The 13,937-nt window shown below is 65.5% G+C and carries 13 protein-coding genes; 10 read left to right on the top strand and 3 right to left on the bottom strand.

Features of this window, described 5'->3' with window-relative positions; translation table 11 throughout:
• Positions 1–24 precede the first annotated feature (24 nt).
• The gene (locus Q7T45_RS10575; RefSeq protein ID WP_304870462.1) at positions 25–258 is read right to left on the bottom strand and encodes a hypothetical protein; all 234 of its coding nucleotides are present in this window, start codon (positions 256–258) and stop codon (positions 25–27) included.
• On the opposite strand from Q7T45_RS10575, the gene Q7T45_RS10570 reads away from it, so the two are divergent.
• The 3 genes from Q7T45_RS10570 to Q7T45_RS10560 are packed head-to-tail and all read left to right on the top strand — an operon-like array spanning position 251 to position 1,333.
• Complete coding sequence (locus Q7T45_RS10570) at positions 251–652, top strand: hypothetical protein (protein WP_304870460.1); 402 nt, start codon at positions 251–253, stop codon at positions 650–652. The two genes, Q7T45_RS10575 and Q7T45_RS10570, sit on opposite strands and share 8 nt — an antisense overlap.
• Before the next feature lie 9 nt (positions 653–661).
• On the top strand, positions 662–907 hold the full coding sequence (locus Q7T45_RS10565; protein ID WP_304870458.1) for a hypothetical protein: 246 nt from the start codon (positions 662–664) through the stop codon (positions 905–907).
• 9 nt (positions 908–916) lie between these two features.
• Positions 917–1,333 carry a hypothetical protein gene (locus Q7T45_RS10560; protein WP_304870456.1) on the top strand — a complete coding sequence of 139 codons (417 nt, stop codon included), beginning with the start codon at positions 917–919 and terminating at the stop codon, positions 1,331–1,333.
• Positions 1,334–1,363: 30 nt separating this feature from the next.
• Here Q7T45_RS10560 and ggt read toward each other — a convergent pair whose 3' ends face one another.
• Positions 1,364–3,043 carry a gamma-glutamyltransferase gene (gene ggt, locus Q7T45_RS10555; protein ID WP_304870454.1) on the bottom strand — a complete coding sequence of 560 codons (1,680 nt, stop codon included), beginning with the start codon at positions 3,041–3,043 and terminating at the stop codon, positions 1,364–1,366.
• A gap of 371 nt (positions 3,044–3,414) precedes the next feature.
• Here ggt and Q7T45_RS10550 point away from each other — a divergent pair, with 371 nt between their 5' ends.
• Complete coding sequence (locus Q7T45_RS10550; RefSeq protein ID WP_304870452.1) at positions 3,415–4,170, top strand: ParA family protein; 756 nt, start codon at positions 3,415–3,417, stop codon at positions 4,168–4,170.
• A 294-nt stretch (positions 4,171–4,464) separates the two neighbouring features.
• On the opposite strand, the gene mutM is transcribed toward Q7T45_RS10550, so the two are convergent.
• Positions 4,465–5,343 (bottom strand): bifunctional DNA-formamidopyrimidine glycosylase/DNA-(apurinic or apyrimidinic site) lyase, encoded by an 879-nt coding sequence (gene mutM / locus Q7T45_RS10545; RefSeq protein ID WP_304870450.1) that lies wholly within the window; start codon positions 5,341–5,343, stop codon positions 4,465–4,467.
• Positions 5,344–5,424: 81 nt separating this feature from the next.
• Between mutM and ubiE the strand changes: the two genes are divergently transcribed.
• The 6 genes from ubiE to tsaE all read left to right on the top strand — a co-directional run bounded on the left by ubiE (position 5,425) and on the right by tsaE (position 13,892).
• Positions 5,425–6,186: a bifunctional demethylmenaquinone methyltransferase/2-methoxy-6-polyprenyl-1,4-benzoquinol methylase UbiE gene (gene ubiE, locus Q7T45_RS10540; RefSeq protein ID WP_304870449.1), complete on the top strand. Its 762-nt coding sequence runs from the start codon at positions 5,425–5,427 to the stop codon at positions 6,184–6,186.
• Positions 6,183–7,757: a 2-polyprenylphenol 6-hydroxylase gene (gene ubiB / locus Q7T45_RS10535; protein WP_304870447.1), complete on the top strand. Its 1,575-nt coding sequence runs from the start codon at positions 6,183–6,185 to the stop codon at positions 7,755–7,757. The genes ubiE and ubiB overlap by 4 nt, the downstream gene beginning before the upstream one ends.
• A 55-nt stretch (positions 7,758–7,812) precedes the next feature.
• The gene (coaBC, locus tag Q7T45_RS10530; protein ID WP_304870445.1) at positions 7,813–9,234 is read left to right on the top strand and encodes a bifunctional phosphopantothenoylcysteine decarboxylase/phosphopantothenate--cysteine ligase CoaBC; all 1,422 of its coding nucleotides are present in this window, start codon (positions 7,813–7,815) and stop codon (positions 9,232–9,234) included.
• Entirely contained in the window at positions 9,231–9,686 is a 456-nt protein-coding gene (dut, locus tag Q7T45_RS10525; protein ID WP_304870443.1) for a dUTP diphosphatase, read from the top strand. Before coaBC ends, dut begins: the two co-directional genes overlap by 4 nt.
• Before the next feature lie 193 nt (positions 9,687–9,879).
• Positions 9,880–12,387, top strand: coding sequence for a PAS domain-containing sensor histidine kinase (locus tag Q7T45_RS10520; protein WP_304870441.1), 2,508 nt, complete (start codon positions 9,880–9,882; stop codon positions 12,385–12,387).
• Positions 12,384–13,892 (top strand): tRNA (adenosine(37)-N6)-threonylcarbamoyltransferase complex ATPase subunit type 1 TsaE, encoded by a 1,509-nt coding sequence (gene tsaE / locus Q7T45_RS10515; protein ID WP_304870439.1) that lies wholly within the window; start codon positions 12,384–12,386, stop codon positions 13,890–13,892. Before Q7T45_RS10520 ends, tsaE begins: the two co-directional genes overlap by 4 nt.
• Positions 13,893–13,937 lie beyond the last annotated feature (45 nt).

The following is a 13,937-nucleotide window of genomic DNA, read 5'->3' as shown; positions in this document are numbered from 1 at the left end:
CTGCCTTCCCGATCATGAAGTGGGTCACGAAATCGCCGGTGGCGCGGCCGGATTGTTGACGTGGATCAATGCCGGCGAGGCTAATTGCCGCTCCAGTTCGCTATTCATTTCGGCACAAGCCATTTCACGGGGCATGACCATGAAACGCCTTTTGACGACGACGATCGCAACGCTCGCCGTCTGCATCACCGGCTCCGGTTCGGCGGTTGCGCAATCCCCGCCGCTGCCGACGCCCTTCGTCGAGGAGGTCATGGTCAAGACCTCGCTGCTGACCTTCAACGACGCCAACCTGACCGGCAACTACGCCGTGATGTACGCCAAAATGGCCAAGCCGTTCCGCGACAGGTTCAGCGCCGATACCCTGAAGCAGGCCTTCAAGGTGTTCGCCGGCAAGCACATCGACACGATCGCGGCGAAGCCGATCGTTCCGACCACCCCGGCAAAATTCGCAAGCAACGGATCGCTGATGCTGCGTGGCTATTTCGACACGACGCCGAGCCGCCTCAGCTATGAACTCGACTTCGCGGTTTCGGAGGGCGAGCTGAAGCTGATTGCGATCGACGTGAAGGTCCGGGATACATCGACCAGCGACGCCGGCGACGCTGGTCTTCTCACCCATGGGGCCACCGATTTTTCCGCCATCGGCAAGTGAGGCGCTGATATGACCGACACGGTCAAACCGGTAGCCACCTGGCGCAAGGTGCTCGCCGCCATTCTCGACTTCGCGACGGTGTTCTTCGGCGGTGGTTACGCGATCGGCTACTTGACCGGCAGCGTTACCGCCGAGGGATTCAAACTCGAAGGCATGCCGGCGCTGATCCTGTTCGCGCTTGTCATCGTCTACTTCGTGGCCGGCAGCAAATATCTGGGCGGCACGATCTGGCAGCGCATCCTGTACACGCACTGAGGAGAAAAAGTGCCCGACCCGTCGTCCGAACAGGATCTGTTGGCTGCGCTGAAAGCCCGGCTTGGCGCGCTCGGTCTGACCGTCCATGAGGACGGGCAAGGATTGACGGGCGAAGCCCAGCCGATCCGGTCGAAATGGTGGCTCGGCGCCCGCACCGTCAACTACCGGATGTCGTGCCGGCCGTCGGTCGCGGATCGCACGGTGCAATTTCGTGAATCTGTTACCGAGTCGAGCTGGGGCCTGCCGCCGCCGACCGTGACCGTCGAAAAAACCAAAGTAAGCGGCTGGAAATTGTCCGGCGAACGCGCCGACGCTTCGCCGGGAGGCGGCGGCGCGATCGACTACGCGCAAGTGCGCGATGCCGTGCAGCAGGCCGTCACCGCGGCCGGCTGGACATTCCACCTGCAAGGCGGCCGTCTGCCCTGACCAACGTGCGGCTGCGCAATCCCGCGCCGGTCACGCCAGGCCGAACCGGATGCCCGCGCGCGCGAGACCTCCGGCGAGGGCGACCGGCGTGCCGTCGGCGCGCCAGCACGCCGCGCCCGACATCGAACCGTCATCGTGAAACTGGATCGCGTTCATGCCGCCGGCCACGGTCGATACGGCGAGTACCTGATGCCCCATCGACACCAGCGCCGTGCGAACGCCGTCGGGAACCGTCGCCTCGACCTCCAGCGCATTGCCTTCGGTCCAGACCCTGGGCGCCTCGACCGCCTCCTGCAGGCTCATGCCGTGATCGATCAGATTGATCAACGCCTGCATGGCGCTCGGAAAAATCTTTTTGCCGCCGGGCAGGCCCAGCGCATAGACGAGCTTGCCGTCGCGCAGCGCCATCATGGGCGACATCGACGTGGTGACGCGCTTGCCCGGCGCCAGCGACAGCGCGTGGCCCGGCCGGGGATCGTACAGGTTCATGTAATTGTTCGGCACCGTGCCGAGGCCGGGAATCAGGATTTTGGCGCCGAACAGATTGTTGATGGTCTGCGTGGTCGCGACCACATTCCCCATCGCGTCGGCGGCGGTCATATGGGTGGTGTGCGCGCCCTCGAGCTGCGCCACTTCAGCGCTCCATTTTTGCGCGCGCTTCGGATCGATCGCACCGCGGCGCTCTTTGGCATAGTCCTTCGAGGTCAGCCGCTCCACCGGTACGCCGACAAAATCCGGATCGCCGCTGGCGGCGGCGCGATCGGCAAAGGCGATCTTCAACACCTCGGCGAGATAATGGATGGTCTGCACGGTGCCGAAGCCGAGCGCTGCGATGTCGTAACCCTCCAGAATATTCAGCATCTGCGCGATGTGCACGCCGGAGGCGGCGGGCGGCGGCGGCCCGAGAATCTGCCAGCCGCGATAATCGGCCCGGATCGGCGCGCGCTCGACGGTCTTGTAGGATGTCAGGTCCTGCCGCGTGATGAAGCCGCCATTGGCCTTCATGTAATCGACGAGGACGTCGCCGAGCTGCCCCGTATAGAGCGCGGCGTCACCATGCTGCGCAATATAGCTCAGCGTCTCGGCATATTCCGATTGCACGACGCGCTCGCCGACCTTCAGCGGCGTACCATCAGGCAGATAGATCGCCGAGATCGCCTTGTTCTTCAGCATCTCGGCCGCGCCGTCGCTGATGCATTCATGCAGATAAGGCGTCGCCGCATAGCCGCGCGAGGCGTGCTTGATCGCGGGCTGCATGACATCGGCGAGCGGCATGGTACCGAACCGCCGCAACGTCTCGCACCAGGCCTTGAGCGAACCGGGCACCGCGACCGCCTTCGGGCCGTTCAGGTTTTCGTCGCCGACGGTATCGAACACGTCATGGGCCGAGCCCGGCTTCGAGCGATAGGTATCCGGCCTCACCGCAAGGGGAACGGTGCTTTGGCCGTCGATGAAACGGTGACTGCCGTCGGCGAGCCGGATATGCGCCATGCCGCCGCCGATGATGCCGACCATCATCGGCTCGACCACGGTCAGCGTGAACAGCGTAGCGATCGCGGCATCGATGGCGTTGCCGCCGGCGGCGAGCATCTCCGCACCCGCGGCCGAGGCCAGCGGATGATTGCTGACCACCATGCCGCGGCTGCCCGATGCCGGCTGCTTCTGACACTCGAAGACGGTGTCGGTGCGATCGCGCCAGTTGCCGGTCATGCTCAGCCATCCTCCATTGTCGCGGGTGACACTATGTATCAATCGTCTTGATCGTGTCGGGAATTTCAATTTGCCGACCGCGGCTCCAGAGCCGCCTCGATCGAGACCTTGCGCATCGTGCTGGCCGTCTCTTCGCTGGATGGACAACTGTGACGGTTACCCGGGCAAAGCTTCGCGGTACCGTATTGTTCCGGAATAGCCAGATACCTCAAAAAAGGTAGCGTCGAAGAGTTAGGTGATTCGGACAGCCGCGATCCATGACGTTTTGGGATCGGGCCGGCAGTCCTGAGCGAGAATGCTCGGCATCGCAGAATGTGATGCACCAGTAGAGCGTACCGCAAATCCCTCAAAAATTCTTCAAAGGAACTACAATGCATACGATCGTTCTAGCCACCCAAAAGGGTGGTAGCGGCAAGAGTACGCTCGCCATCGGCCTCGCGCTGGCGGCCATCCAGGCCGGGCACACCGTTCGCCTGATCGAGACCGATCCGCAAGGCACGCTTTCGAACTGGCAGGGGCGTCGCCCCTATGCCGAGCCGCTGGTCGAGCCGGTCTACAGCGCCGGTGATATCGAAGACAAGCTGCAGTCGCTGGACCGCAGCGGCGTGACCCTTGTTATCATCGACACCGCCGGCGGCACCAGTGCTGCGACCACGGCGGCCATTCGCTACGCCGATCTATGCCTGATCCCGTCGCGCCCGAGCGTTGCCGATGTCGAAGCCACCGCTTCGACGCTGAACCTCGCCCGCGCCTGGAACACGCCGTTTGCCTTCGTCCTCAACCAGACCCCGATCCGCGGCCAGCGCGTCAGCAATGCCGCGATCGTCCTCGGCGACGAGATATCGAACGATCTCGCCAGCGTGGTCGCACAGCCCTACATCGTCATGCGCAACGATCATCAGGATGCGCTGGGCCTCGGTCTGGCAGTCATCGAATACGCGCCATCCGGCAAATCGGCCGACGAAGTCCGCGGCCTCTGGCAGTGGGTCGAGACCCGGTTGAACGGCGGCGTGACCGCCGACGAGCCGCTGATGATCAGCCTGCTCCCGGCCTCGCCCGACATCGTTCCGACGATGTTCCTGCCGGCACCGGAAGAAGCAGTTCACGCTGACGCGCTGACCTCCTGAACCTGATCGCTCGGGTTCGCCACCAACACCAGGCTCGGCGCTGGGCATTGCGCAGAGCAAGGCGACGAAGCAATCCGGCTACCAGCCCCGCCGGATTGCTTCGTTTCGTTTGTCACGGGGTCGCGCACGTTGCGTCGATCCAGTGACTCGCGAGACGTCATCCTGAGGTGCCGTAGCGAAGCGAAGGCCTCGAAGGATGGGCCACAAGCGCGGAACTCTCATCCTTCGAGGCTGGCACCTCAGGATGACGGCTGCGTTCGGCGCGCCCGCCAGCTTGCGCGGCTCACTTTCCTTTTACTTCTGGCATTTCGGGCACCAGAAGGTCGAACGCCCGTTCTGGGTGAACCGCTTGACGATGCCGCCGCACTTGGCTGTCTGGCATGGCTCGCCTTCGCGGTCGTAGACCTGGAACGAATGCTGGAAATACCCGAGTTCGCCCGAGGTCTGGCGATGATCGCGCAGCGACGAGCCGCCCGCCTTGATGGCCTGGTTGAGCACGCCGTGAATGGCGCTCACCAGCCGTTTGGCGTGATCGGTGGGCTCGTTTTTCTTCGCCAGCGTCGCGGCCGACCTTCGCGGCGACAGCTGCGAGCGATACAGCGCCTCGCAGACATAGATGTTGCCGAGGCCCGCGACCACGCGCTGGTCGAGCAGGGCGGCCTTCAGGCTGGTCTTCTTGTCGGCGCAGGCGCGCGCCAGCATGGTGGCGTCGAATTCATTGCCGAGCGGCTCGGGGCCGAGCCCCTTCAGCAACGGCTCCGCCTCCAGCGCGTGGCGCGCGATGATCTTCATGTAGCCGAAACGGCGCGGATCGTTGAAAACAACGGATGCGCCCGACGACATGTGAAACACCACATGATCATGCGCGCGGTCCTCATTCCGCGGATGGTGGAATTGGCCGGGCGATTTGGTCCCCTCATCGGCGACCACGCGGAACGAGCCCGACATCCCCAGATGCATCAACAGCACGTCGCCGGAGCCCAGATCGGCCATCAGGTATTTGGCGCGGCGGCCGAGCCCGGTGACGGTCTGACCCTCCAGCCTGGCGACAAAATCCTTCTGGAACGGAAACCGCAGATCCTTGCGCCGGGCCTCCGCTTTCGCGATCAGGAATCCCTCCATGACGGGCTGCAGGCCGCGGCGGACGGTCTCGACTTCGGGTAATTCGGGCATACCGGGGCGTTCACCTTGAGGACGTGACGTGATAGCGCCATTGCGGCGGGCGCGCTATGGTCCGGCGACGGAGAAGAGCTGATGGATCGACCGGACCAGACCACGCATTTTGGCTTCAGGGACGTCCCCCTCGGGGACAAGCAGACGCTGGTGAACGACGTGTTCCACAGCGTGGCGCAGCGCTACGACCTGATGAACGATCTGATGTCGGTCGGCCTGCACCGGGTCTGGAAGGACCTGATGATCAACGCGCTCAATCCGCCGCGCGCGGATACGCCGTTTGCGCTGCTCGACGTCGCCGGCGGCACCGGCGACATCGCCTTTCGCGCCGCCAGGGCGGCGGGCGCGGGCTTTCGGGCCACCGTCTGCGACATCAATTCCGACATGCTTGAGGTCGGCCGCACCCGCGCCGCGGCACGGCATCTCGACGACCGGGTGTCGTTCGTCGAAGGCAATGCCGAGGCGCTGGCGTTCCCGGATCGCAGCTTCGACGCCTACACCATCGCGTTCGGTATCCGCAACGTGCCGCGGATCGATCTGGCGCTCAGCGAAGCCTGGCGGGTGCTGAAGCCGGGCGGGCGATTTCTGTGCCTCGAGTTCTCCGCCGTCGACATGCCCGGGCTCGATCGCATCTACGACCTGTTTTCGTTCAAGGTGATTCCGCCGCTCGGCCGCGCCGTGACCGGCGACGCCGACTCCTATCAATACCTCGTCGAATCGATCCGGAAATTCCCCAAGCCGAATGCGTTCGCCGAGATGATGCGCACCGCCGGCTTTTCCCGCGCCAGCTGGCAGAGTTTTTCGGGCGGCATCGTGGCGTTGCATTCGGGCTGGCGTTTGTGATTTCTGCACTTACCCACATCGCGCGGCTGGCCCGCGCCGGTTTCGTGTTCGCGCGCGAGGGCGTCTTCAGCGTGGTCGATCCCTCGCTGGTGCCGCCGCCGGGGCAGCTGGCGCTGCGCATCGCCCGGCTGATCGAGCGGCCCGGCGCCAAATCCGGCCCGCGGCTGTCGCGCGCGCTGACCCGGCTCGGGCCGGCCTATCTCAAGCTCGGACAGTTTCTCGCCACCAGGCCCGACGTGGTCGGCGCCAGCATGGCGCGCGACCTGGAAAGCCTGCAGGATCGGCTGCCGCCGTTTGCGCAGGAAGAGGCCGAAGCCGTCATCGCGGCATCGCTGGAACGCAGCGTGGCGCAGGCGTTTGCGAGCTTTGGGCCCGCGGTGGCCGCGGCCTCGATCGCGCAGGTGCATCGCGCGGAAACCGAGCGGGACGGCGTCCGCACATCGGTCGCGGTCAAGGTGCTGCGGCCCGACGTCGCCGCGCGTTTCCGCCGCGACCTCGCCGACTTTTTCTTCGTCGCGCACAAGGCCGAGGCGCATTCGGCCGAAGCCCGGCGGCTGCGGCTGATCGAGGTCATCAATACGATGTCGCGCTCGGTCGCGATGGAGATGGATCTGCGGCTGGAGGCGGCCGCACTCTCCGAGATGGCGGAGAATACCCGCGACGATCCGGATTTTCGCGTGCCCACAGTCGACTGGGACCGCACCACGCACAATGTGCTGACGATGGAATGGATCGACGGCATCGCGCTCAGCGACCATGCGCGGCTGGAGCAATCGCAGGTCGACCTGCCCGAGCTCGGGCGCAAGGTGATCCAGAGTTTCCTGCGCCATGCACTGCGCGACGGCTTCTTTCATGCCGACATGCATCCGGGCAATCTGTTTCTCGATGACGCCGGCCGGCTGGTCGCGGTCGATTTCGGCATCATGGGCCGGCTCGGCATGAAGGAGCGCCGCTTCCTCGCCGAAATTCTGCTGGGCTTCATCACCCGCAACTATCGCCGCGTCGCCGAAGTGCATTTCGAGGCCGGCTATGTGCCGGCGCATCACTCGGTGGAGAATTTCGCGCAGGCGATCCGCGCCATCGGCGAGCCGATCCATAACCGCGTCGCCGAGGAAATCTCGATGGCGAAGCTGTTGACCCTGCTGCTCGAGGTCACCGGCCTGTTCGACATGCGAACCCGTCCCGAACTGATCCTGCTGCAGAAGACCATGGTGGTGGTCGAGGGCGTGGCGCGCGGCTTCGATCCGAAGCTCGATATCTGGAAGGTCGCCGACCCCGTGGTTCGCGAATGGATCGAGCGCAATCTCGGACCCGTAGGACGCATTCAAGGCGCTGCGGCCGGCGCCGGCGAGCTGGGCCGGGTGCTGGGAGCCTTGCCCTCGATCGCCTCGCGCTCGGTTGCGGTGCTGGAGCAGCTGGAAACCATGACCCGGGAGGGCATTACGCTGTCGCCGGAGACGATTGCAGCGCTGGGCCGATCCGAAGGCCGCAAGAACCGCGCGCGCACCCTGGCGCTCTGGATCATCGCAGGCACCTTCATCGCGATCCTGTTCGCTGTCCGTCAACTTTGATTGCAATGCATGCATTTTATGCTAGCATTGCAATCAATTTATCTGGATATCGCCCATGGCCAGCCTGACCATCCGAAAACTCGATGACGCTATCCGGGACGAGCTGCGGTTGCGCGCCGCCCGCAACGGTCGATCGGTCGAGGACGAGGTGCGGGTGATTTTGCGCGAGGCGGCGCATTACCCCTCGCCGATCCCCGCCACGCCGCCGGCCGTCCTCCAGGCGCCGTCGGCGGATCGCGGGCCTCGCGCCATCCACAGCCTGCCGCGCGTCACCCTGATCATCGGCGGCGGTATCGCCGCCTACAAGGCGCTGGACCTGATCCGGCGGCTGAAGGAGCGGCAGATTCACGTCCGCTGCGTGCTGACCCGCGCCGCCCAGCAGTTCGTCACGCCGCTTTCCGCCAGCGCGCTGTCGAACGAGCGCGCCTACACCGATCTTTTCGATGCCGCGAGCGAGTTCGACGCCGGCCATATCCGGCTCGGCCGCGACTGCGACCTCATCGTGGTGGCGCCCGCGACCGCGGACCTGATGGCCAAGATGGCGCAGGGCCACGCCGACGATCTCGCCAGCGCCATCCTGCTCGCGGCCAACCGGCCGATCCTGCTGGCGCCGGCGATGAATCCCCTGATGTGGAACAACGCCGCGACCCGGCGCAACGTCGCACAGCTCGAACGCGACGGCATCGCCATGATCGGGCCCAACGCCGGCGAGATGGCCGAAGCCAACGAGGCCGGAGTCGGCCGTATGGCGGAGCCCACGGAAATCGCGGCCGCCGCCGAGAAATTTCTGCGGCCACCACAACCGCGCCCGCTGGCCGGCAAACGCGTGCTGATCACCGCAGGGCCCACCCACGAGCCGATCGATCCGGTGCGCTACATCGCCAACCGCTCCTCCGGCAAACAGGGTTTTGCCATTGCCGCGGCGGCGCAGGCCGCCGGCGCCGACGTCATCCTGGTCTCCGGACCGGTCGACCTCGACGATCCCGCGGGGGTCACCGTGAAGCATGTGGAGTCCGCGCGCGACATGCTGGCCCAGGTCGAAGCGTCGCTGCCGGTGGATATCGCGATCTTCGCCGCCGCCGTCGCCGACTGGCGCGTCGACAATGCGGGCGAGCAAAAGCTGAAGAAGACGTCGGCCGGCATGCCGCCGCTGCAGTTGGTTGAAAATCCTGACATCCTCGCGACGATCTCGAAGCTGCGGGAAAAACGCCCGCCGCTGGTGATCGGTTTTGCTGCCGAAACCGAGCACCTGATCGACAATGCCAAAGCAAAATTCGCGCGCAAGGGCTGCGACTGGATCGTCGCCAATGACGTATCGCCGGCGACCGGCGTGATGGGCGGCGACCGCAACACGGTTCATCTGCTGACCCGCGATGGCGGCGAGATCGCGGTCGACTCCTGGCCGGTCATGAGCAAAGAGCAAGTCGCCACCGAACTGGTGGCGCGGATTGCCCGTACTGTGGAGAAAACCTCGTGAGCTCAGTCAAAGTCGAGATCCGGCAATTGCCGCATGGCGAGGGCCTGGCGCTGCCGGCCTATCAGAGCGCGCATGCCGCGGGGCTCGACCTGCTGGCGGCGGTGCCGGAAGGCGCGCCGATGGTGCTCGCTCCCGGAAAATACGCGCTGGTCCCGACCGCGCTGACGATCGCGCTGCCGCCGGGCTTTGAGGCGCAGGTCCGGCCGCGCTCCGGGCTTGCCGCCAAGCACGGCATCACCGTGCTGAACTCGCCCGGCACCGTCGATGCGGATTATCGCGGCGAGATCGGCGTGCTCCTGATCAACCATGGCGATGCCCCGTTCCCGATCCGGCGCGGCGAGCGCATCGCGCAGATGGTGATTGCCGCTGTGGTCATGGCGGAGCTGGTTCCCGTGGCGACGCTTTCCACCACCGATCGCGGCACCGGCGGATTCGGTTCGACCGGCCGCTAGACTCCGTAAAATAGCGGGTGCCTTTTCATAAAAATCGTGTCGAAAAAATTTAGTTCGGCATTTTTTTACGATGCGATTCACGTTCACGATCTGGACTCTTACCCCCCGAGTCCCGTTGGGGATATTGTCTTTCGATTCGCGAACGGCGGGTTGAAGCGCGCCGGGCGTAAAGTCGTGCGGTTTGGGGCAAACCATGTCGGGCGTGATCGTGGCGATGCGTCGGACCCTGCTGTCGTGCACTTCACTGGCACGTAACGGCCTGATCGCCTTTGGCATGACGGCACTGCTGCCGGCAGCACCCGCTTATGCCGGCGAATTGCCCTTCATTCAGTCGATCGTGGCCTGGCTCGATCTCGATCACCAGGAATTCGTGATCCTGGCCACAGCACTGGCGCTGCTCGGCTTTTCTGTGGTGGCCGCGATCCTGTTGATGCGCACCCGGGTTCGCGCGGCAGCCAATGAGGCGCGGCTGCGCTCCGACATCGGGGATCTGCAAGTCCAGGCCGACCGCCTGCGCGCGCTGTTGTTTGCCGAACCCCAGATCCTGATCGCGTGGGCCGCGGGCGACAATCGCCCGCAAATATCAGGCGATACCTCGCTGCTGATGGCGCAGGATTCGCCGCAGCGCATTCTGGCGTTTGGAACCTGGCTGCCGCCGGAGCCGGCGCTGCAGATGGACCATGCGGTCGACGCGCTGCGCGAGGCCGGCGAAGGCTTTCTGATCAATCTCACCACCTCGAACGGACACGCGCTGGAGGCCATGGGCCGCGCCATCGGCGGCCAAGCCATTGTGCGGATTCGCGAACTCGGCGGATTGCGCCGGGAACTGGCGGAGACCAATTTGCGCTACAAGGCGCTGTCCGAGGAAACCGAGATGCTGCGCGGCTTCGCCGCCGCGGCACCCTGGCCGATCTGGGCCAAAGGCGCCAAGGGCGGTCTCAACTACGCCAATGCCGCCTATGCGCGGGCGACCGAGGCCGTCAGCGTCGCCGACGCGATCGATCGCGGCCTCGAACTGCTCGACAGCGACGACCGCGGCGCGATGGACCGGGCGTTGAAGGAAGCATCAAGCTTCACCGCGCGGTTGCCGATCGTGGTCGGCGGCGAGCGCCGAATCTACGATGTGCGCGCGATGAATGTCGGCAGCGGCAGCGCCGGCATCGCCATCGACGCTTCCGAGGCCACCGCGCTGCGCGCGGCGCTGGAGCGGATGGCGGAAGCGCATCGCCGCACCCTCGATCAATTGTCGTCCGGCGTCGCGGTGTTCGACGGCCAGCGGCGACTGGCGTTCTACAATGATTCCTACCGCCGGCTGTGGGACCTGGACCGCGCCTTCCTCGACAGCAACCCCGATGATTCCAGCGTGCTGGATCGTTTGCGCGCCGCGCGAAAAGTTCCGGAACAGCCGGATTTCCGGGCCTGGAAGGCCAAGCTGCACGAGGCCTACCGCGCGGTGGAGCCCGAAAAGGACACCTGGTACCTGCCCGACGGCCGCGCCGTCAGCGTCGTCACCACGCCCAATCCGGAAGGCGGCGTCACCTATCTGTTCGACGACGTCACCGAAAGCCTCGATCTGGCGCGGCGGTTCGACGGCCTGATCCGGGTGCAGCGCGAAACGCTCGACAATCTCGCCGAAGCCGTCGCGGTGTTCGGCAGCAACGGTCGCGCCCAGTTGTTCAATCCGGCTTTCGCCAAGATGTGGAAGCTATCCCCCGAGGCGCTGCGCGAACAGCCGCATATCGAGACCGTGGAAGGCTGGTGCAAGCCGCTGTTCGACGACGAAGCGGCCTGGCGGACCATCCGCGAAGCCATCACCGCGATCGAGAACCGGGTCGAGGTGCCGCTGAAGCTGGAGCGCAACGACGGCAGCGTGCTGGACTGCATGACCATGCCGCTGCCCGACGGCGCCACCATGCTGACCTTCCAGGACATCACCGACACCGAGAATGTCGAGCGCGCGCTGCGCGAGCGCAACGAGGCGCTGGAGACCGCCGACCAGATGAAGGTCGATTTCGTCCACCACGTGTCCTACGAGCTGCGCTCGCCGCTGACCACCATCATCGGCTTCGCGCATTTCCTCGCCGACCCCGTGACCGGCCCGCTGATGCCGAAGCAAGCCGAATATCTCGGCTACATCACCGCCTCGACCAACGCGCTGCTCGCCATTATCAACAACATCCTCGATCTCGCCACCATCGACGCCGGCGCGATGTCGCTCAATCTCGGCTCCATCGATATCCGCAAGACCATCGAGGCCGCCGCCGAAGGCATCCAGGACCGGCTCGCCACCGACCGCATCGAACTCAAGGTCGACGTCGATCCCAACATCGGCAACTTCACCGGCGACGAGCGCCGCGTGGTGCAGGTGTTGTATAATCTGCTGGCCAACGCCGTCGGGTTCTCTCCGCAGGACGCCACGGTCGGCCTCAGCGCCCGGCGAACCGAACACAGCGTGGTCTTCACCGTGACCGATTCCGGCCCGGGCATTCCGCCGGACGTCAAGGACAAGGTGTTCGACTGGTTCGAGAGTCATTCCAACGGCTCGAAGCATCGCGGCGCCGGCCTCGGCCTGTCGCTGGTGCGCTCGTTCGTCGAGCTGCACGGTGGCAAGGTGAGCGTCGATTCGATCGTCGGCAGGGGCACGACCGTCACCTGCGACTTTCCGATCGACCAGGCCGCGCATCGTCACGCCGCGGAATGACCGCTCCCGTCACATTCTCGCTGGCGCTGTCGAACGAGACCGCGACGGCGCATTTGATGGCCGACCTCGCTTTGCTGATCGGCCCCGGCGACCTCATCACCCTCTCGGGCGATCTCGGCGCCGGCAAGACCGCCGCGGCGCGCGCCATGATCCGTTATCTCGCCGACGACGACGCGCTGGAGGTGCCAAGCCCGACCTTCACGCTGGCGCAAAGCTACGACCTCGCCCCGTTTCCGCTGATTCACGCCGATCTCTACCGGGTCAACGATCCCATCGAACTGGAGGAGATCGGGCTGTCGCCCTTGCCGGACGCCACGGTGGTGCTGATCGAATGGCCGGAACGGGCCGCCGGTACGCTGCCGGAAGACCGCATCGACATCGCGCTCAGCCATCGCCCGGCGCTGGGCTCGGCGGCACGATCGGCCGAAATCACCGGCTACGGCAAGGCCGCCGCGCAGGTCGCGCGGCTGAAGACGCTGCGGCAGTTTCTCGACGGCGCCGGCCATCTCGACGCCAAGCGCCGGCGCATGGCCGGCGACGCCTCGACCCGCTCCTATGCGCGGCTGATCCGCGACGATGACGTCGTGATCCTGATGAACTCGCCGCGGCGGCCCGATGGCGGCAAGACCTATGCCACGGCCGTGCATCTGGCCGAGAACGTCAAGCCGTTCGTCGCCATCGCCAACGGCTTGCGCGAGCGCGGCTTCTCGGCGCCCGCCATCCACCATGCCGACCTCGACGCCGGATTTCTGATCACCGAGGATTTCGGCGGCGAAGGCGTCATCGAGGGTGATCCGCCCGCGCCGATCGCGGATCGTTACGAGGCCGCGACCGACATGCTGGTGGCACTGCATCGCGAGCCCTTGCCGGAAAGACTGCCGCTGGCGCCCGGGTTCACCTACGCCATTCCCTTCTTCGACACCGATGCGCTGCTGGTCGAGATCGGACTGATGCCCGAATGGTATCTGCCGGATCGCGGCGCCGTCCTGACCGATGATGTCAGCGCCGAATTCGTCGCGATGTGGCGCGATCTGCTCGCCAGGCCCGCGGCAGCCGACAAGACCTGGGTGCTGCGTGATTTTCATTCGCCCAACCTGATCTGGCTCGGCGAGCGCCAGGGCATTGCGCGGGTCGGCATCATCGACTTCCAGGACACCGTCATGGGACCGGCCAGCTACGATCTGGTGTCGCTGCTGCAGGATGCGCGGATCGACGTTCCCGAAGCGCTCGAACTCGCGCTGCTGACGCGCTACATCAAGGCGCGGCGCGCGGCCGACGGCAGCTTCGACGCGGCCCAGTTCGCCGAACTCTACGCCATCATGTCGGCGCAGCGGAACACGCGGCTGCTCGGCACCTTTGCCCGGCTCAACCGCCGCGACGGCAAGCCGCAGTATCTGAAGCACCAGCCCCGGATCTGGACCTATCTCACCCGTTCGCTGGCGCACCCGGTGCTGGCGCCGCTTCGGGAGTGGTATGCCGCCCATGTGCCGCCGCCGGGCCCGTAGGTTTACGGGTTATTAGCCACCCCCGCGTTAACCTGCGCTTAGTGC

The sequence above is a fragment of the Bradyrhizobium sp. genome, assembly GCF_030646015.1.
GTDB lineage: Bacteria > Pseudomonadota > Alphaproteobacteria > Rhizobiales > Xanthobacteraceae > Bradyrhizobium.
This window is presented reverse-complemented; position numbering and strand designations above follow the sequence as displayed.

What these genes read in the sequence shown, in the direction of transcription:
- Q7T45_RS10550 (WP_304870452.1), top strand. Translation starts at nt 3,415, where the DNA reads ATGCATACGATCGTTCTAGCCACCCAAAAGGGTGGTAGCGGCAAGAGT.
- tsaE (WP_304870439.1), top strand. Translation starts at nt 12,384, where the DNA reads ATGACCGCTCCCGTCACATTCTCGCTGGCGCTGTCGAACGAGACCGCG.
- ggt (WP_304870454.1), bottom strand. Translation starts at nt 3,043, where the DNA reads ATGACCGGCAACTGGCGCGATCGCACCGACACCGTCTTCGAGTGTCAG.
- coaBC (WP_304870445.1), top strand. Translation starts at nt 7,813, where the DNA reads ATGGCCAGCCTGACCATCCGAAAACTCGATGACGCTATCCGGGACGAG.
- Q7T45_RS10570 (WP_304870460.1), top strand. Translation starts at nt 251, where the DNA reads ATGGTCAAGACCTCGCTGCTGACCTTCAACGACGCCAACCTGACCGGC.
- mutM (WP_304870450.1), bottom strand. Translation starts at nt 5,343, where the DNA reads ATGCCCGAATTACCCGAAGTCGAGACCGTCCGCCGCGGCCTGCAGCCC.
- Q7T45_RS10520 (WP_304870441.1), top strand. Translation starts at nt 9,880, where the DNA reads ATGTCGGGCGTGATCGTGGCGATGCGTCGGACCCTGCTGTCGTGCACT.
- Q7T45_RS10565 (WP_304870458.1), top strand. Translation starts at nt 662, where the DNA reads ATGACCGACACGGTCAAACCGGTAGCCACCTGGCGCAAGGTGCTCGCC.
- ubiE (WP_304870449.1), top strand. Translation starts at nt 5,425, where the DNA reads ATGGATCGACCGGACCAGACCACGCATTTTGGCTTCAGGGACGTCCCC.